This is a genomic window from uncultured Jatrophihabitans sp. (assembly GCF_964251945.1).
Taxonomy (GTDB): domain Bacteria; phylum Actinomycetota; class Actinomycetes; order Mycobacteriales; family Jatrophihabitantaceae; genus Jatrophihabitans.
In genome coordinates, this window is sequence record NZ_CAXULP010000007.1 from 59,088 (window position 1) to 77,362 (window position 18,275).

At 67.9% G+C, this 18,275-nt stretch carries 18 protein-coding genes; 13 read left to right on the plus strand and 5 right to left on the minus strand.

Features of this window, described 5'->3' with window-relative positions; translation table 11 throughout:
- The gene (locus ACFFBG_RS14265; RefSeq protein ID WP_375479820.1) at positions 1 to 1,158 is read right to left on the minus strand and encodes a PucR family transcriptional regulator; all 1,158 of its coding nucleotides are present in this window, start codon (positions 1,156 to 1,158) and stop codon (positions 1 to 3) included.
- Positions 1,159 to 1,263: 105 nt separating this feature from the next.
- Here ACFFBG_RS14265 and ACFFBG_RS14270 point away from each other — a divergent pair, with 105 nt between their 5' ends.
- From ACFFBG_RS14270 to ACFFBG_RS14295, 6 genes are all read left to right on the plus strand, one after another.
- Entirely contained in the window at positions 1,264 to 2,190 is a 927-nt protein-coding gene (locus ACFFBG_RS14270; protein WP_375479822.1) for a proline dehydrogenase family protein, read from the plus strand.
- 53 nt (positions 2,191 to 2,243) lie between these two features.
- Positions 2,244 to 3,872 (plus strand): L-glutamate gamma-semialdehyde dehydrogenase, encoded by a 1,629-nt coding sequence (pruA, locus tag ACFFBG_RS14275; protein ID WP_375479824.1) that lies wholly within the window; start codon positions 2,244 to 2,246, stop codon positions 3,870 to 3,872.
- A gap of 185 nt (positions 3,873 to 4,057) precedes the next feature.
- Complete coding sequence (locus ACFFBG_RS14280; protein ID WP_375479826.1) at positions 4,058 to 4,942, plus strand: SMP-30/gluconolactonase/LRE family protein; 885 nt, start codon at positions 4,058 to 4,060, stop codon at positions 4,940 to 4,942.
- Between the two features lie 17 nt (positions 4,943 to 4,959).
- Positions 4,960 to 5,595 (plus strand): bifunctional 4-hydroxy-2-oxoglutarate aldolase/2-dehydro-3-deoxy-phosphogluconate aldolase, encoded by a 636-nt coding sequence (gene eda, locus ACFFBG_RS14285; RefSeq protein WP_375480045.1) that lies wholly within the window; start codon positions 4,960 to 4,962, stop codon positions 5,593 to 5,595.
- A complete protein-coding gene (locus ACFFBG_RS14290; RefSeq protein ID WP_375479828.1) occupies positions 5,595 to 6,584 on the plus strand; it encodes a sugar kinase in 990 nt (329 codons plus the stop codon). Before eda ends, ACFFBG_RS14290 begins: the two co-directional genes overlap by 1 nt.
- 8 nt (positions 6,585 to 6,592) lie before the next feature.
- Entirely contained in the window at positions 6,593 to 6,793 is a 201-nt protein-coding gene (locus tag ACFFBG_RS14295; protein WP_375479830.1) for a hypothetical protein, read from the plus strand.
- Positions 6,794 to 7,067: 274 nt separating this feature from the next.
- Here the strand turns inward: ACFFBG_RS14295 and ACFFBG_RS14300 are convergent, their stop codons facing one another.
- Positions 7,068 to 7,367 (minus strand): CoA transferase, encoded by a 300-nt coding sequence (locus tag ACFFBG_RS14300; protein WP_375479832.1) that lies wholly within the window; start codon positions 7,365 to 7,367, stop codon positions 7,068 to 7,070.
- Between the two features lie 141 nt (positions 7,368 to 7,508).
- On the opposite strand from ACFFBG_RS14300, the gene ACFFBG_RS14305 reads away from it, so the two are divergent.
- On the plus strand, positions 7,509 to 8,951 hold the full coding sequence (locus tag ACFFBG_RS14305) for a sugar porter family MFS transporter (RefSeq protein ID WP_375479834.1): 1,443 nt from the start codon (positions 7,509 to 7,511) through the stop codon (positions 8,949 to 8,951).
- A gap of 31 nt (positions 8,952 to 8,982) precedes the next feature.
- Here the strand turns inward: ACFFBG_RS14305 and ACFFBG_RS14310 are convergent, their stop codons facing one another.
- Positions 8,983 to 9,411: an Rrf2 family transcriptional regulator gene (locus tag ACFFBG_RS14310; RefSeq protein WP_375479836.1), complete on the minus strand. Its 429-nt coding sequence runs from the start codon at positions 9,409 to 9,411 to the stop codon at positions 8,983 to 8,985.
- An 83-nt stretch (positions 9,412 to 9,494) separates the two neighbouring features.
- Between ACFFBG_RS14310 and ACFFBG_RS14315 the strand changes: the two genes are divergently transcribed.
- The 3 genes from ACFFBG_RS14315 (at position 9,495) to ACFFBG_RS14325 (ending at position 12,987) form a co-directional block, all read left to right on the plus strand.
- Positions 9,495 to 10,358 (plus strand): SDR family oxidoreductase, encoded by an 864-nt coding sequence (locus ACFFBG_RS14315; RefSeq protein WP_375479838.1) that lies wholly within the window; start codon positions 9,495 to 9,497, stop codon positions 10,356 to 10,358.
- Between the two features lie 56 nt (positions 10,359 to 10,414).
- The gene (locus ACFFBG_RS14320) at positions 10,415 to 11,704 is read left to right on the plus strand and encodes a multidrug effflux MFS transporter (protein WP_375479840.1); all 1,290 of its coding nucleotides are present in this window, start codon (positions 10,415 to 10,417) and stop codon (positions 11,702 to 11,704) included.
- A gap of 191 nt (positions 11,705 to 11,895) precedes the next feature.
- On the plus strand, positions 11,896 to 12,987 hold the full coding sequence (locus ACFFBG_RS14325) for an ABC transporter ATP-binding protein (RefSeq protein ID WP_375479842.1): 1,092 nt from the start codon (positions 11,896 to 11,898) through the stop codon (positions 12,985 to 12,987).
- Positions 12,988 to 13,012: 25 nt separating this feature from the next.
- Here the strand turns inward: ACFFBG_RS14325 and ACFFBG_RS14330 are convergent, their stop codons facing one another.
- On the minus strand, positions 13,013 to 13,798 hold the full coding sequence (locus tag ACFFBG_RS14330) for a phosphotransferase (protein WP_375479844.1): 786 nt from the start codon (positions 13,796 to 13,798) through the stop codon (positions 13,013 to 13,015).
- Positions 13,782 to 14,819: a sugar-binding transcriptional regulator gene (locus ACFFBG_RS14335; protein ID WP_375479846.1), complete on the minus strand. Its 1,038-nt coding sequence runs from the start codon at positions 14,817 to 14,819 to the stop codon at positions 13,782 to 13,784. The genes ACFFBG_RS14330 and ACFFBG_RS14335 overlap by 17 nt, the downstream gene beginning before the upstream one ends.
- A 166-nt stretch (positions 14,820 to 14,985) precedes the next feature.
- On the opposite strand from ACFFBG_RS14335, the gene ACFFBG_RS14340 reads away from it, so the two are divergent.
- From ACFFBG_RS14340 to ACFFBG_RS14350, 3 genes are all read left to right on the plus strand, one after another.
- Positions 14,986 to 16,344, plus strand: coding sequence for an ABC transporter substrate-binding protein (locus ACFFBG_RS14340; RefSeq protein WP_375479848.1), 1,359 nt, complete (start codon positions 14,986 to 14,988; stop codon positions 16,342 to 16,344).
- A gap of 78 nt (positions 16,345 to 16,422) precedes the next feature.
- A complete protein-coding gene (locus ACFFBG_RS14345; RefSeq protein ID WP_375479849.1) occupies positions 16,423 to 17,385 on the plus strand; it encodes a carbohydrate ABC transporter permease in 963 nt (320 codons plus the stop codon).
- Positions 17,382 to 18,263, plus strand: a complete 882-nt coding sequence (locus ACFFBG_RS14350; protein WP_375479851.1) for a carbohydrate ABC transporter permease — start codon at positions 17,382 to 17,384, stop codon at positions 18,261 to 18,263. Before ACFFBG_RS14345 ends, ACFFBG_RS14350 begins: the two co-directional genes overlap by 4 nt.
- Positions 18,264 to 18,275: the final 12 nt, after the last annotated feature.

Sequence of the window (18,275 nt, forward strand, 5' to 3'; positions counted from 1 at the left end):
CTATCCGGCTGGATGCGGCCACGGGCTGACCCGGGCGAGTTTGACACTCATATGCAACAGCAGCCGGTCGCCGCCGTTGCCCAGGTTGAGCCCGGTGAGCGTCTCGATACGCGATAATCGGGCGTACAAACTCTGACGGTGGACATGGAGTATTCCGGCGGACTTCTGAACGTTCCCGGCGCAATCGAGAAAGACCTCGGCCGTCTCCATCAGATGGGGAACGTCGCGCAACACCTCGATCACGGCGTCGGGGCCGCGGACGTCGCGCAGCAGACGGTATGCACCGAGGTCGGGCCATCGCACCACGGGGCCGAGCGCCGTCCGGGCGCGGGCGACACGGACTGCGTAGAGAGCCTGCTGATAGCTCTCGCGAAGGCCGGCGACAGTGGCGATATCGGCGGCCGGTGCAGCTAAGCCCGCGGGGCCGGCCCCGGCAGCGGCGACGGCGGGCCGGTCATCGGAAACGTCGCGGAGAGGAACGAGTAAAACCCGAGCGTCGTCGATGTCGGCACCGACTGCGCCGATCATGGTAGGCGCTCGACCGACCCGAACGCGACCATCACCTCGAACGCGCGGACGGCCGGTGCTATCGGCCACGACGACTGTCGATGCGGTGTCGCCGAAACGCCTTATCAAGGATCGGTGTCCTTCGTTTCGCCGCCGCCCACTTCCTGCCAACGCCGCAGCCAGTGCGCTCGACATGTCGTGGGCCGGCGCCCGAGCGGCCATCGTCGCGCCGATCTGCCGGGTCAGCTCTACTGCGGCAGCCAGTCGCTCACGGTCGGCCGCACCAGTCGGATCCGGGTCGATTCGTCCTTCGTCCAGCAGCCAGACGTAGCCGAGCAGCGCCGTGGGGGCGGTCCAGGTCCGCACCGGAAGGCAAAGCCGGGTGCGGGTGCCGGTAGCAGCGTCGGCTGGGGTGCGAACCGGTCCACGGGCGGTGGCGATGCCGAAGCTCTCGAACCAGGCCTGCGTGGCGGCGGACGAGCCGCGGGACAGGATCGAGCGCATCCTGACCGGATCGAGGTCTGTGCCGTCCTCCGCGTCATGCGCGCAGAACGCGATCAGGGCGAACTCGCGACTTTCCAGAGTGACGGGAGCTGCGAGGAGCGCTGAGATCTCGTCGACCAGTCGCTGCAGGTCGTCGCGCGGCGCCATTACGGTCGAAGTCCCTGTGGCACTAGACAAATGTATGACATGGCCGGTCGAGGTTGTGACTGCTGTCCCTGTCCGGGATGTGGTCGAGCGCCTTAGCGTCGAAGGATGTTAGGACCGGCCCTGCTGAAGGCATCACGCAGTCCCCGTCTGCGCCGGGTCGTGTCATCGACTCGGCCGACCAGGCGAGTCGTAGATCGTTTCGTCGCGGGTGAGCGGCTCGGCGACGCTCTTCGGACGGTCCGCGACCTCACCGCGCACGGCATCGACGTCACTCTCGACCACCTCGGCGAGGACATCGCCAGCGCGGCGGACGCACGAGCGTCTCGTGACGCATACCTGCGCGCCCTCGACACGCTTGCCCCGCTCAACCTGGCACGTCGTGTCGAGGTCTCGATCAAGCTGTCCGCTTTCGGACAGGCGCTGCCGGGCGGCCATGAGCTGGCGCTGGCCAACGTCGAGCCGGTGGCGGCCGCGGCGGCCGACCATGGCACCACCATCACGCTCGATATGGAGGACTCGTCCACAGTCGACTCGACCCTTGCGATCGTCGCTGACCTCCGCGGGCGTTTCCCGGGCACGGGCGCTGTCCTCCAAAGCTACTTGCATCGAACGCCCCAGGACGCGGTCGCGTTAGCGGCAGCCGGCTCGCGGGTTCGGCTGGTCAAGGGCGCCTACCGCGAAAGCGCCGCGGTCGCCTGGCAGAGCAAAGCGGATGTCGACCGCGCGTACGGCCAATGCTTGGAAATCCTGTTCCGTGGCGACGGATACCCCATGGTCGGCAGCCACGACCCGCGCATGATCGAGCGTGCCCAGCAGCTAGCCGAGCAGGTCGGTCGCGCGCCCGACACCTACGAGTTCCAGATGCTCTACGGGATCCGCACCACCGAACAACAACGACTTGTCTCCGACGGTTTTCAGGTGCGCGCCTACGTCCCTTACGGCGCCGATTGGTACGGGTATTTCATGCGACGCCTGGCCGAGCGCCCCGCAAACACCCTGTTCTTCCTGCGTGCGCTCGCTTCTCGAGGCTGAGCGCGCCGCGCCTGTCGACCTCTCTCGCCCTCCACTCTAGGGAGCTACCCACCATGGACGCCGTCAGCTCGGTACCGGTGCCACACAACGAAACCGCCTACGACTACGCACCGGGCAGCCTCGAGCGCCTGCGAATCGCGGCTGAACTAGAACGCCTTGCCGCATCGCCGATCGAGCTGACCATGACCATAGCCGGCGAACAGCGCATGGCGGGCGGCGAGCCCATCGACGTCGTCATGCCTCATCGTCATGCTCATGTCCTCGGGACGACAGCGAACGCCACGGTCGACGACGCGCGTGCGGCAGCCGATGCCGCGCTCGCGGCAGCGCCAGCATGGCAGGCGATGAGCTTCGACGACCGCGCGATGATATTTCTCAAGGCGGCAGACCTGCTGGCGGGGCCGTGGCGCGACCGGCTGAACGCCGCGACCATGCTCTGCCAGAGCAAGACCGTGTTCCAGGCAGAGATAGACGCGGCTTGTGAGCTGATCGATTTCTTGCGCTTCAACGTGCACTTCGCTCGCGATGTGCTCGCGCAGCAGCCGATCTCCGGCCCGGGCGTCTGGAATCGGCTGGATCACCGCCCGCTGGAAGGTTTTGTCTACGCGGTCACGCCGTTCAATTTCACCGCAATCGCCGGCAACCTGTGCACCGCACCCGCGATCATGGGCAACACCGTCGTCTGGAAACCGTCGCCCACTCAACAGTTCGCCGCCCACCAGGTGATGGCGCTGCTCACTGAAGCCGGGCTGCCGCCCGGTGTGATCAATATGGTCACCGGCGACGGCAGGCAGGTGTCCGATGTCTTGCTCGCCGACGAGAACCTGGCCGGCGTCCACTTCACCGGGTCGACGGCGGTGTTCCAACACCTCTACCAGACAGTCGCTTCGAATATCGCCTCCTACCGCAGCTACCCGCGCATGGTCGGCGAGACAGGTGGCAAAGACTTCGTGCTCGCGCACGCGACGGCCGATGTCGCGGTCCTCCGCACCGCATTGATTCGTGGCGCCTTCGAATACCAGGGGCAGAAGTGCTCTGCTGCCTCGCGGGCCTACATCGCCCGCTCGGTCTGGGAACGCGTCCGAGACGACCTCGTCGCAGAGACCGAGGCTTTGGCGTTGGGCGACGTCAGCGACTTCGCCAACTTCCTGGGCGCCGTCATCGATGATCGATCCTTCGCCCGACTGACCGCGGTGCAGAACCGCGCCCACGACGATTCGGCGCTGACCGTGCTGGCCGGCGGAACATCCGACGACAGCGAGGGCTACTTCGTGCGCCCGACCCTGCTGATCAGCAGCGACCCGTCGCACGACGTGTTCCGTACCGAGTTCTTCGGCCCGATCCTGTCCATCTACGTCTACGACGACAGCGACTATCAGCAGGTGTTGGGCGAGATCGACCGCAGCTCGAAGTACGCGCTGACGGGTGCGGTGATCGCGCAAGATCGCATGGCCGTCGTCGAAGCGCAGAACGCGCTGCGCTACGCAGCGGGCAACTTCTACGTCAACGACAAGCCAACCGGCGCCGTCGTCGGCCAGCAACCGTTCGGCGGGTCACGAGCCTCTGGCACGAACGATAAAGCGGGCGCCGCCAACAACCTGCTGCGATGGACGAGCCCGCGCTCGATCAAGGACACGTTTGTGCCGGCGACCAGCCACTCATACCCGCATCAATCGCGGTAGTGCTCAGCTCGGCATGACGCCGACAAATAGCGCGATAGCTGACGCGCTGCTCCTGACCGTAGGGGTAAATTAAGGGCCACGGTGCTCCGAAATTCTCCCTGCGGGCACGGGTTTCTGTTTTCCGCCCACGGGCACGAGAACTATCATCAGGAGCTGGTGGAGTTGCTTCGAGGCAGCGGCGACCCGTGACGACCAGCCCGGCGGAACGCAGTGCCGATCACGTGATCGCGTTGGGCGCCGAGCATGCAGAGTCGCCGGCGTGGAACCCGACCGCCGGCACGCTGTCACTGGTGGACACGACGGGCCGGCGCCTGCTCGAGGTCACCGGCCGAGGCGACGTCGTGACCCGGCATCACCACGACAGCCAGCTTGGCGCCGCGCTGCCGACGGCTGACGGCGGCTATCTGCTGTGCGATGAACCCGGAGTCGCCGCGCTGGACCGCGTCGGACACGTCCGACGCCTGCTTCAGCTGAATCGCGAGGGTGTGCGAATGAACGACGCCAAGATCGCACCGGACGGCAGCCTATGGGCGGGATCGATGAGCTACGACCATTCCGACAAGGCGGCATTGTGGCGCTGGGACGGCGCCGGTTCGCCCACGCAGTTGTTGACCACCCGGCGGGTTTCCAACGGCCTGGACTGGTCGGCTGACGGACGATGGCTGATCTACGTCGACTCCACGTCCCCATGCATCATGCGATATCCGGTTCTCGGCGAAACCCTGGGGCAGGGCTCGGTTTTGGCAACGCTCGACAACGGTTCAATTCCGGACGGGTTGTGCGTGGATTCCGATGGATGCGTGTGGCTGGCGCTCTACGGCGCCGGTCAGCTACGCCGCTATTCGCCAGCGGGCGTGCTGCTGAGCACGGTGACCGTGCCCGTGACACAGGTGACCAGTTGCGCGTTCGGGGGCGCCGACCTGTCCACGCTGTACATCACGACATCGCGGCTTGATCTGAAGGATGCGGCGCTGGCTGTTCAGCCGACCGCCGGCGACCTCTTTGCGGTGGCGACCGACACGCCGGGGCGGCCCAGCCGACTGTGGGACGGAAGGACGGACGGTTCATGAATCAAGCAGGTGTCGAAATGGGGTCGACGCTCGACCTCGCACTCGCGCGCAGAGTCCTGCCAGTCATAGTGCTCGACGATGCCGGCGCAGCCAGGCCGCTCGCCGACGCCCTGCTCGCAGGTGGGTTGCCCTGCGCTGAAATCACTCTGCGCACACCCGAAGCCCTGCGAGCGATCGAGTCACTGGCCGCCCGCGACGACGGGTTCATCGTCGGAGCGGGAACCGTCCTCTCGGCCAGCGATGTCGCCGACGCCGTGTCCGCCGGAGCGCAGTTCCTCTTGTCTCCTGCCCTCGACGACAAGTTACTCGAGACGGCTGCCGAGGCGGGGGTGCCCCTGATCCCCGGCGTCGCTTCGGCCACTGAGGTGCTGCGATGCATCCGACAGGGCGTCAACCTGGTCAAGCTGTTCCCGGCAGCGGCGTTGGGCGGTCCTGCCCTCGTCGCGGCACTGGCCGCAGTGTTCCCGCGCGTGCGTTTCATCCCCACCGGCGGCATCGACGCCGCCGCCGCCGGTTCCTACCTCGCCCTACCGTCCGTGGCAGCTGTCGGCGGAAGTTGGATGGCGAGCCAACACCTGATCGCCAATTCCCGTTATGCCGAGATCACCGCGCTGACGTCGGATGCCGTTCGGGCCGCCGCCGGCGGGCGTTGATGTCCGAACACGATGCTGCGCCCGACGCGGTCGCGCCGCGCGGTCTTGTGACGATCGGGGAATCCCTGGCGCTTTTCGCCGCCCCCACCGTGGGACGCCTCGCCCACCAATCACATCTCGAACTGCGCATGGGCGGTGCGGAGTCGAACGTCGCCATCGCGGTGTCTCGGCTCGGCGGTGCGGCCACCTGGATCGGCCGGGTAGGGGATGATCCGCTCGGAGAATTCGTTGTCGCCACTATCCGAGGTGAGGGCGTGCGTGTGCACGCGCCGCTCGACTCGGCATCGACCTCGGTGATGATCCGCGAACGCCGGAACTCGTGGACCTCGCGCGTCACCTATTATCGCGAAAATGGACCCGGCGCTCACCTGCGGCCCGCGGACATTCCGGAAGCGTGCGTCCGCAACGCGGCGATCGTCCACCTCACAGGTATCACGGCAGCGCTGAGCGCCTCGTCGCTGGCGACGGTGCATTCCGTGATCGACATTGCCGATGAGGCCGGGGTGAAAGTCTCGTTCGACGTCAATTACCGCCGGGCGTTGTGGTCGCCCGATCGCGCTGCACCCGCACTCACCGCGATCGCGCGACGGTGCTCGATCCTCTTCGCCGGCACCGACGAAGTGCACCTGCTGGGTTACCCCGACGCCCACACAAATGACCTATGCACGACAGCCAGAGCTCTGGCCGCCCTCGGGCCCGCAGAGATCGTCATCAAAGCGGGGGAGCTTGGCGCCGCCTCGTGGGACGGCGCCGACGCCCTTTTCAGCCCCGCGATGCCGGTCGTCTCAATCGACCCGGTCGGCGCCGGCGACGCTTTCGCCGGGGGATACCTCGCCGAACTGCTGACAGGCGCCGGCCTCGCCGGGCGACTGACGACCGCGACCCGTTGCGGCGCCCTCGTCGTCGCTGCCGCAGGTGATTGGGAGGCGGCGCCGACTCGTGCCGATCTGCGGCTTCTCGAGAAGGCGCCCGGCCTCATTCAGCGGTAGGTCTGCTGTTGACCGCCACCTCGATGGTTCACTGGTATCCCTATCCGTTCATGAACCCCGCGGAGCACGGCTACCTCGGGGTGGCCATCACGTCAATCGTCATCGCCGCGATCATCGCCGTGATCACCTGGGTCGTGGCGAACACACCGCGCTTGGGGATCCTCATCGTCCCACCGCATGCAGACGCGCAAGCGCTCAATAGCGTTTGACTGTCCTGACCCGCCCGGAGCTGGCCGAACGCGGCGGTTTGCGGAACCGGCTGCGCGAGTAGGGCACAAGACGTCGGGCAGCTGCTGCTCCGCGAAGGGCAGAACCCATTTTCATGGGGGGTCTGTCGAACCTTCGGACTTCAGCAGCGTCACCCTGCCCAGGCGCATTCCGGTGGTGCCGCGGACATTCGCCGGACTGGTCGAGATCGACGACGCGGTGGATGGCGGGGACTGCATGCTGAACGTGCCGGTCAACGCGGAGGGCGACGTCGAACTACGGCCTGGGCGGTGAACTCGTCCGCGCCCAGCGTCGGATCGCATTCCCGTCAGCGTTGAGGACTGGTGGTGCGGCGTGTTGGGTAACCATGGTCTCCGTTTCGCCGGTAGTTCCGGGACGGAAGAACCGAAGCGGCGAGCCGGGTAGCGAGATGTCGCCCAGGGTCGTGTGCTTGACGGTTGTGACAAGACCTTGTGACTTGGTCTGGTCCCATTCGTTGACTTCGTCGACGGTGCGAACGACGCCGGCGGGGATGCCGGCGGCGTCGAGCTTTTGCAGCAGCACGGGCGCTTCCATGGTCCCGAATGCGTTCTCCCGGGCACTTGACCTTCAAATGTCCGAGCGTGGGTGAGATTTGCGGCGGCTTGGTGGGCATAGATGGTCCAGCCCGACAGGCGTGCAACACGCAGCGCGGTCGGATCTGGCGTGAGGTGAAACATGGCTGCACCGACGCAAACCAAGTCTGCGAACCGCGAGTCATCTGGTCGGCGGCGTTCGCAACAGTTCACCGCGGTCGTGTTGCTGGCGGCGGCGGTCTCGGCGATCTCCTCGCTGCTCTACGGCTACGACACCGGCATCATCTCTGGCGCGTTGCTGCAGATCCGCCGGGACTTCCACACTGACAGCGCAGTCGAGCAGGTGATCGCTGGCAGCATTCTGTTCGGCGCCGCGCTCGGCGCGTTGCTCGGCAGCCGGTTCTCCGAACGCCTGGGTCGCCGCCGCACGATACTGCTGGTGGCCACCGTGTTCGTCGTGGGCACGCTGGCGTGCGCGCTCGCGCCCAGCGCCTGGACACTCTGCGTTGCCAGGGTGGTGCTGGGCTTGGCGGTCGGGGGCGCCACTCAGACCGTGCCGATGTATGTGGCCGAGCTGGCCCCGGCGCGGCATCGGGGCAAGCTCGTGCTCACCTTTCAGGTCGGCATCGGGGTGGGCATCGTGGCGTCGACCATCGTGGGGGCGACTCAGAGTCTGTCCTGGCGGGTAGAGGTCGGGATGGCGGCGGTGCCGGCGGCCATCTTGCTGCTGGTGATGCTCCGGCTGCCGGAGAGCCCTCGGTGGCTGGTGCGGGTCGATGATCAGGACGGCGCGCGCGAGGCGTTGGGGCGCCTGCGCGCCGACGGGTCCGACATCGACGCGGAGATGTCGGAGATCGTCGAGCTCGAGGAGCACGAGCGTGATGCTGGCGCCAAGGGCCGGGGGTGGCGAGGGCTGCGGCAACGCTGGGTCCGTCCCGCCCTGCTCGTCGGCTGCGGCATCGCCGTGTTCACGCAGCTCTCCGGCATTGAGATGATCATCTACTACGCGCCGACGATCCTCACCGACAACGGTTTTTCCGCCTCGGCCGCGCTGCGAGTCAGCGTCGCACTCGGTGGCACCTACCTGGTGATGATGGTGGTCGGGCTCAACGTCGTCGACCGAATCGGGCGCCGCCGGCTCACCCTGTTCATGATTCCGGGCGCCGCGCTCGCCCTGGCCACGCTGGGGGCGTTGTTCGTCACGGGGAACAGCGGCCGCAGCGACGTGCCGTTCCTGATCGCCTGCCTCGTGGCGTTCATGTTCTTCAACGCCGGCGGTCTCCAACTCATGGGCTGGCTGACCGGCTCAGAGATCTATCCCCTCGCCGTTCGGTCGGCGGGGACGAGTGTGCAGGCGACGATCCTCTGGAGCACGAATCTGCTGATTACCCTGTCGGTGCTGACCGTGATCAATGGCATCGGCGTGGGGCAGACGATGTGGCTCTACGCCGCCTTCAACGTCGCGGCATGGGTGTTCGTATGGCGTCGCATGCCTGATCTGACGTCCTACAGCCTGGAGCAGATCGAGGGCCACCTGCGCGACGACAAGTTCGACCCGAGTGACTTCTCCCGCGACGATCATTGAGCCAAGCGCCCGTGCGAGCAGCGGACTTACCTCACCTGTTCGACAAGCTTTGGCTCAGGACGTCGTGGACGGTGAATCGTTCGAGTTCGGCCGCGACTCCGTCGGCAACCGCCTGATCGAGCGCGGTCAACGATTCTTGGACGCTACGGCCGACTGCGCACGCCGGATTGGGTCCGTGCAGTCCAAGCACCGGGTCGGCTCCCTGGAGTAGGCGCCAGACCTGGGCCAGCGTGATGTCGCTGGCGTCCGCCGCCAGTTCCCAACCTCCGTGCTTGCCCGGCCGCGAGCGCACTAGCCCGGCCGCGCGCAGCGGCCCGAGCACTCGGCGCACGTAGACCGGGTTGACGTTGGTGCTCTGGGCGAGCTCGTCGGAACTTGCGGTGCGGCCCTGGCCCTCGCCGGCGAGGTAGGTGAGCACATGCACCGCGACAGCGAACTGGGTGTTCCTCGACGTCGCCACGATTCCATATTGCCATATTGCAATCGTTGCGGCTACGGTCAACGTATATTCGCAATCGTGACGAGTGCAAAATTGGAGCAGACATGACGATCGCCATCACCGGAGCCTCCGGCCACCTCGGACGCGCCACCGCCGAGTTGGTGCTGCAGGCAGTCGACCCGAGAGAGGTCGTGCTCACCACCCGGCGCCCAGAGCTGCTCGCCGATCTCGCCGCGCGCGGAGCGGAGGTGCGCCGAGTCGACTTCGCGGACCCGAGCACGCTCGACGACGCCTTCGTGGCGGTCGATCGGCTGCTGTTGATCTCCACGGACGCGGTCGGCGCGCGCCTAGACCCGCAGCGCGACGCCATCGCGGCCGCGGCAAAGGCCGGTGTGCGGCACATCGTGTACACCTCAGTCCCCGAGCCGGTCGCGGACAACCCCGCCCTGGTGGTCGCCGATCACGCCGGCACCGAGCAAGCGCTGAGCGACAGCACCGTGCAGTGGACGGTGCTGCGCAACAACGTGTACGCGCACATGCAGGCGCCCGGTATCGAGCACGCCATCGCGTCCGGCCGGCTGGTGACCAACGGCGGGAACGGCGCCACCGCGTACGTGACACGCGAGGATTGCGCGGCGGCCGCCGCAGCGGTGCTGACCCAGGACGGCCACGAAGGCATGACCTACGACGTCACCGGACCCGAGGCGCTGAGCGGCGCCGACCTGGCCGCCCTCGCGGGTGAGCTCGGCGGCCGCCCCGTCGAACTCGTCAGCGTCGACGATGACACGTTCGCCGCGGGCCTGCGGGAGGCCGGCCTCCCGGACGAGGTCGCGGAGCTGGTGGCGTCCTTCGGCGCGTCGACCCGCAACGGCTACCTCGCGAAGGTCAGCACCGCGGTCGCCGACCTGACCGGTCGCCAGCCGACCGCACTGGCGGCCGTCGTCGCGGCAATCCGGACTTCCGCCTAGTTCGCTTCTGCCGCCATGCCGCCCGCTAGCGCATTGAGCAAAGGAATCCGGAAACGATGACCCAGGCAACCACCGAAGTCGAGGCGCATGGATCACGCGCAAAGGGCGTCTCCGTGCTCTTGATCCTCGGGGCCCTGGTCGCGTTGGGCCCGCTCTCCACCGACGCCTACGTCCCTGGTCTGCCGCGCCTCGCCCACGACCTGGGCAGCTCTGCTTCCACGGCCCAGCTGACCGTGACGACCTGCTTGATCGGCCTGGCCCTCGGTCAGCTATTGGCTGGGCCGATGAGCGACGCGTTGGGCCGGCGCCGGCCTTTGCTTCTTGGCGTCGCCGTGTACGCGGCAGCGGGGTTCGCGTGCGCCCTCGCGCCGAACATCGCGCTGCTCATTGTGTTCCGCGGCGTGCAAGGCGTCGGCGGCGCGTTCGCGCTCGTCATCGCCTACGCCTGCGTTCGTGACCGCTACGCGGGAAATGCGGCCGCCCGCTACTTCTCGCTGCTGCTGCTCGTCACCGGCCTCGCGCCGATTCTCGCCCCTCTCCTGGGCGCCCAGATCTTGAGCCTGTCGGGCTGGCGCGCGATCTTCGTGGCGCTGGCGGTGCTGAGCGGCGCGGTGCTGATCGCCTGCGTCGGCTGGTTGCCGGAAAGCCTGCCTCGGCGGTCCCGTCAGCCCGGCGGGCTACGCGTGGCCGGCTCGGTGTACCTCCGACTGCTCAGGGACCGACGTCTCGTGGGTTACGCGCTCACGAACGCGTTCGTGTTCGCCGCGATGTTCGCCTACATCTCAGGATCCCCCTTCATCCTCGAAGACCTGCACGGTCTTTCCCCGCGGCAGTACAGCATCGTGTTCGCCGTGAACGCACTGGGACTGGTTGCCGCGGCCCAGGCCAGCGGCAGACTCGTCCGCCACGTCGAGGCGCGACTCCTGCTCAGTGTCGGCGCGCTCGGCTCGGCCGCGGGCGGCGTGGCGCTGCTCGTCTTCGTCACGACCGGGGCGGGGCTTTGGCCGCTGCTGGCCGGCTTCTTCGTCGTGGTGACCAGCGTGGGGTTGGTGCTGCCGAACGCGGCTGCCTTGGGCCTGGAACACCACGGCGCCAACGCCGGCGCCGCAGCCGCGCTGCTCGGCTTCGGGCAATACTTGTTCGGCGGCCTCGCCGCGCCACTGGTGGGGATCCACGCGGCCAACGGCGCGTTGCCGACGGCTCTGGTCATCGCCGGACTCGGAATCGCCGCCGTCATCGCACTCGCCACACTCGTGCGACCAGCCATCGCCCACCCCAGCCTGACCGCGACCGACAGTGAACGTCCGCCAGCGCCCGGCGGCCGCCGTCGACGGGTGAACGCTTGACTCGCGGTCGTCCAGGGAGTCGAATGGCCGGGCTCGACCGCGACGCCGGTCGGCTGCGGCTGCCCGGAACCGGCGGGGCAGATCATCCGCAGTCGTTCGGAATTCCGTGAGGTGCTCGACGGGCCCAGCCAGCCCGACCCGGTCACCCGTATCCGGAGCGGACACGCAGACGCCGGTACAGGGAGTCACCCATGGCTGAAGTCGAGTACGCCCACGCCACCTGTCTGTATCCGGGAAACCCGGTGCCCGCGGTGGACAGCCTCGACCTGAAGATCGAAGACGGCGAGTTCATGGTCCTGGTCGGACCGTCCGGCTCGGGCAAGTCGACCGCGCTGCGCATGCTCGCCGGCCTCGAACCGGTGTCGAGCGGAGCGATCCGGATCGGCGGCGCCGACGTGTCGAACAAGCCGCCCAAGGAACGCGACATCGCGATGGTCTTTCAGAGCTACGCGCTGTACCCGCACATGAACGTCGCGGAGAACATGGGTTTCGCGCTCAAGCTTGCCGGCGTCTCGAAGGCGGATCGCGAGGCGAAGGTGGTCGAGGCGGCAAGGCTGCTCGATCTCGAGAAGTACCTCGACCGCAAGCCCAAGGCGCTGTCCGGCGGTCAGCGCCAGCGCGTCGCCATGGGCCGCGCCATCGTGCGGAACCCGAGCGTGTTCCTCATGGACGAGCCGCTGTCCAACCTCGACGCGAAGCTGCGGGTCGAAACCAGGGCCAACATCGCCGCGTTGCAGGCGCGCCTCGGCACCACGACGCTCTACGTCACCCACGACCAGGTCGAGGCCATGACGATGGGCCATCGGGTGGCGGTGCTGAAGGACGGCCTGCTGCAGCAGGTCGACTCCCCGCGCACGTTGTATGACAAGCCCGACAACGCGTTCGTCGCGGGTTTCATCGGCTCGCCGGCCATGAACCTGCGCGATGCCGACCTCGTGCCGGGCGGGGCCCGGTTGGGCGACCTGGTGGTTCCGCTCTCGGCTGAGGTGGTCGCCGCGGTCACCCGGGACGGGCTGTCCCGAGTGACTCTCGGCGTCCGCCCGGAGACGATCGACATCGCCGAGGCGCCCACTGGTTTGCTCATGAAAGTGGAACTGGTCGAAGAGCTCGGCGCCGACGCGTTCGTCTACGGATCGATCCCGGGCGACCCGGACGGCGTCCGGCATCTGGTGGCCCGCCCCCGCGGCGGGATTCTGCCCCGGATCGGCGACAGCGTGCACCTGACGGTCGCCGCGAACGCCGCGCACGCGTTCCATCCCGACACCGGGTTGCGCTTGGGCTAGGCGACTGCAGGAGCGCCGGGCGACGTCAGGTGACCAAGTCCGCTAGCTGAAGCCGGTTCTGCCGCAGCCAGCGGTCCGCGCGCGCATACATCTGCGACGTCGCCGACCACACCCGGCCGAACGCGGGATGGCCGTTGCGTCCCGCCTCCGCGATGATGTCGGCGATCCAGGCGTTGGCTGCCACGCACGCCTCGACGACCTCTGCGCGTAGCGCGGGCGGCGCGTCGTAGCCGTCCAGCAGCGCGCGCATGCGTGGCGCGACCGCGCCCTGCCGACTGTCGGCGATGTCGATCTGGTGGCGCAGCGGCGCCCAGAAGCAGGCGGCGACGGCCAATTCCCACGCCGGCGTCGCCGGCGCGGCGAGGTCGAAGTCGATCAGCGCGGCCGGCCGGCCGGCGCGGAAGATCACGTTTGCCGGGTTGACGTCGTTGTGCGTGACGAGTTCGCCGCGCCACCGTTCGGGCACGAGCCGCTGCCACACTCGACCGCGCGCGTCGAACGCGCGCGCGGCCGTGTGGTACTCGCGCAGCAGGCCTCCGACGGCGCGGACGACCTCGACGCTCAACGCCCACTCTTCGAGCGGGTCGGTCGCGGCGACGCCCTCGAGATAGGTGAGTGATTCGCTGTCGTCGTCGAGCGACAGGACGCGCGGCGCGCCGGCGAAGCCAGTTCGCTCGAGGTGGCCGAGCAGCGCGTGCACCGCCGGCGTGTGGGCGCCTCGCGGCCGGCGGACGGTGTCGCCGATGCGCAACACGCGGCCGAAATTGGCCGTGCCGCCGGGCAGCAGCCGGTACTCAGTCGACGAGGACATCGGCGTCCAGTCCGGTCGAGACGGCGCTGGCGGCAGCGTCCGCGGGGCCGGCCGGCCCGGCTGCGCCGACCAGGTCCGCCGCGTCAGCGGCTGCGAGCAACGCTTCGGCGAGGCCGGCGTGGGTGACCAGGCCGTTCACCAGCCCGCCGCGCACCGCGGCCAGCACGGCGACGGCCTTGGCCCTGCCGTAAGCGACGGAGATAACGGTCCGGATCTCGCGCAGCTGTTCTCCGGTCACCCCGATGATCCGCCGGCTGAGCGGTGTGACGAGCGGGCGCCCGGCAGCGTCGACGAGCACGCCGGAGATCTCCCCGACCGCGCCGAGCTCGCGGGCCCGCCTCCGCGCCTCCGGCTCCACCGCGTCGAAGATGGTCGAGAGCTTCGCTTGCCAGGCGCCGATGCCGACCGCGGCGACGGTGACCCGACTTGCCAACTCGGCGGCTCGGGCCACCTCCGGCTGTCTGCGCAGCGTCCGGGCGGACGCGGCGTCGGGCGCGACGAGAGGCGCGTAGAAGACGTGCGGGGTGCCCCCGCTGGCGCGGGTCACCCGGCGCACCAGCTCGAGCACGTCGCTGCCGTCCGGGCCCGGCAGCGCGCCGGTGAGCTGGACGACCGGGCACGCGGGCAGCCGGTTGGCGCTGTGGCCGATGCCGCGCAGCGAGCGGGCCCAGGCAAGGCCGAGCACGTCGTCGCGGCCGACCACGTCGTGCAGCACGTCGGCCGCGACGAGGCCCAATTGATCGCGCAGCGCATCCGGCTGATCCTCTTCGGCGTTCACGACGACGGCCTTGGTGAGCCCAAACCGCTGCTGCAGGCGCACCGACAGGTCGGTGTCGTATCCGGGCGGCGAGACGACCTCGATGCTAACCACGCCCTCGCGCCGCGCGGCCTCGAGCAGTCGTGCCACGCGGAACCGGCTGATCCCCAGCTCGTCGGCGATGTCGCTCTTAGACCGGTCCTCGAGGTAGTAGCCCCGCGCCACTCGGGCGAGCAGCACGTGCTCGGTGGGCGTGGGCGGCACGTCGGATCCTCCGCTCGTTTGAGCGCGAAAGGTAACAGTTTTGCACACACCGTTGACAGTGACCAGCGCCACATAGCAGCTTGGCCCTCTAGTTCGAGCGAAAGTCCGCTCAGATGAGCGGCAACACCGTCCGACCCGGACGTCGGCAGATTGGGAGCGCGACACGATGCGAACGACACGCAAACTGGTCATCAGCGCGGTGGCCCTGGCGGTCGCGGCGAGCGGCGTCGCCGCGTGTAGCGCCGGGGGCGGGAGCACCGGCTCGAAATCCATCAACGTGTTGATGGTCAACAACCCGCCGATGCTCGAGCTGCAGAAGCTCACGGCCGCCCACTTCACGAAAGACACCGGCATCAAGGTCAACTTCGTGGTCAAGGTCGAGCAGGACATGCGGGACACCGCGAGCACCGAGTTCGCGAACCAGTCGGGCCAGTACGACGTCGCCACGCTCTCCAACTTCGAGATCCCGTACTACGCGAAAGCGGGCTGGATCTCGAACATGACAAGCATCGCCAAGAACAAGACGTTCGATCAGGCGGACATCCTGCCGTCGATGACCTCGGCGCTGTCCTACAAGGGCACCGTCTACGGCGAGCCGTTCTACGGCGAGTCGTCATTCCTCATGTACCGCAAGGACGTGTTCCAGAAGCTGGGCATCACCGTCCCGACGGATCCGACCTGGGCGCAGGTGGCGGACTGGGCGGCGAAGGCGGACGGCGCGCAGCCAGGCATGAAGGGCATCTGCCTGCGGGGTCTCGCTGGTTGGGGAGACAACCTCGCTCCGCTCACCACCGTGGTCAACACCTTCGGCGGCACCTGGTTCGACACGAACTGGAACGCGCAGGTGAACTCCGGCGGCTTCAAGGCGGCCGCGAACTTCTACGTCAACCTCGTGCGGCAGCACGGCGAACCGGGCGCGGCCACCTTCAGCTTCCCGCAGTGCCTGAACGCCCTGCAACAGGGCAAGGTGGCGATGTGGTACGACTCGACCGCCGCCGCCGGCTCGTTGGAGGCCTCGGACTCGCCGGTCAAGGGCAAGATCGGCTACGTCTCGGCGCCGCATGACAAGACCCCGCAGTCGGGCTGGCTCTACACCTGGGCATGGGCGATCGAGAAGGCCTCGAAGAACCAGTCGAACGCGATGAAGTTCGTCGAGTGGGCGTCGAGCAAGAAGTACGAGCAGCTCGTCGCGTCGGACAAGGCGAACCCGAGCACCGGTGGCCCGACCAACATCCCGGCGGGCAAGCGGGCGTCGACCTACTCCGACCCGACGTATCTGACCGTCGCGAAGGCGTTCGCCGGCCCGACGCTGACGTCGATCAAGGAGGCGCCTGCTGCCAACCCCGGCGTGCAGAAGCGGCCGTACAGCGGCATCCAGTTCGTCGGCATCCCGTCGTTCACCGACTTCGGCACCAGCTGCGCAAAGCTCATCAGCAGCGCGATCGCCGGATCGGAGAGCACCGACGCCGCGCTGAACAGCTGCCAGAGCCTCGCCCAGGCGGCAGGTCAGAAGCAGAAGAAGTAAGGGTTCCGCAGCGCGCATGCGGGCCGCCGCGCGGCGGCCCGCATGCGCGCATTCAGCACACGACGGAGGTGACACGGGATGAGCACGACTGCCGTCGACGAGCAGGTGTTGACGAGCGAGGCGGTGGAACGCCGGGCCCGCCTGCCGCGATCTCGACGCTGGGGCAAGGAATCGTGGGTCCGCCGCGCGCCGCTGCTGCCCGCGTTGGTGTTCATGATCATCGTGACGCAGCTGCCCTTCGTCGCGACGCTGATCATCTCGTTCATGAACTGGAGCGCCCAGCCGACCGCGCCGGGCCGCTCGTTCGCCGGCTTCGCCAACTTCAAGGAAGTGTTCCAAAACCCGGCTTACCGCGACGCCGTCTACACCTCGATCGAGATGACCGTCAGCGTCGTGGCGGTCAGCGCGCTGCTCGGCCTCGGCATAGCGTTGCTGCTCGACCACAAGTTCTTCGGCCGGGGCGTCGTGCGAACGATGATGATCGCGCCGTTCCTGATCGTCCCGATCGCCGCGGCGGTGTTCTGGGGAAACGGCATGCTGCAGACCGGCTTCGGCCTGATCGACGGACTGCTCGGCGAGCTCGGCGTCCACAACGCGCAGAACATCTCCTTCCTCACCGAGCATCCGAAGCTGTCGATCGAGATCGAGTTGATCTGGCAGTGGACGCCGTTCATGATGTTGATCCTGCTGGCCGGGTTGCAGTCGAGGGACCCCGAGATCATGGAAGCCGCGAGCGTGGACGGCGCCAACGGCTGGCAGCTGTTCCGCAACATCACCCTGCCGCACCTGCGCCGCTACCTGGAGCTGAGCGTCGTGCTCGGCACGATCTTCATCGTGCAGAACTTCGACTCCGTCATCGGCATGACCGGCGGCCAGAACTCCACCAACATCCCGTACGCGGTCTATGAGGTCTTCTACTCCGCGAAGGACTACGGCGCCGCGTCCGCGCTCGGCGTCATCGTGGTGGTCGGGTCGATCCTCGTCGCGACGTTCGGGCTGCGCGTCGTGTCCTCGCTGCTGACCGACGAGGGCGCGCGATGACCGCCACGCTGCCGGGCGCCGTCAAGCACGCCGGCGTGCCCTCGGCGAAGCCGTCCCGCCGCCGGCTGCGCGGCTTCGCGGTCGGCCTCGGCGCATGGGTGATCGGGATCGTCTTCGTGGTGCCGATCCTCTACATGCTGTTGACGGCGCTGCACAAGCCGGCCCAAGCCCAGACCTATCCGCCGAGCTGGACCGCGCCGCTCACCGGGTCCAACTTCAGCGCCCTGTTCGGCGACACCAACAACATCCGGCCCGCTCTGCTCAACTCGCTGCAGGCGAGCGTCGTGTCGACGATCCTGGTGCTGCTGCTCGCGATTCCGGCCGCGTACGCGCTGTCGGTCAAGCCGGTGCGCAAGTGGTCGGACGTCATGTTCTTCTTCCTGTCGACCAAGATGCTGCCGCCGGTGGCCGGCATCCTGCCGATCTACCTGTTCACGACGAAGGTCATCGACCTGCCCGACAGCATCGTCGTCCTGATCATCTTGTACACGTCGATGAACCTGCCCATCGCGGTGTGGATGATGCGCTCGTTCCTGGCCGAGGTCCCGCCGGCGATCATCGAGGCCGCGTTGCTGGACGGCGCCAGCACCCTGGTCGTGCTGCGCAAGATCATCGCGCCGATCGCGGCGCCCGGCGTCGCCGCGACGTCGTTGATCTGCTTCATCTTCTCGTGGAACGAGCAGCTGTTCGCGAAGGTGCTGACCAGCGTCAACGCGCAGACCGCGCCGGTGTTCGTGACGACGCTCATCCAGACGGAGCACTCCTACTTGGCGCAGCTGTCGGCCGGCGCGGTAATGATCTCCATCCCGGTCCTGCTGGCCGGCTTTGCGGCCCAGGACAAGTTGGTCCAAGGCCTGTCCCTCGGCGCCGTCAAATGAGCGGCCGCCCGT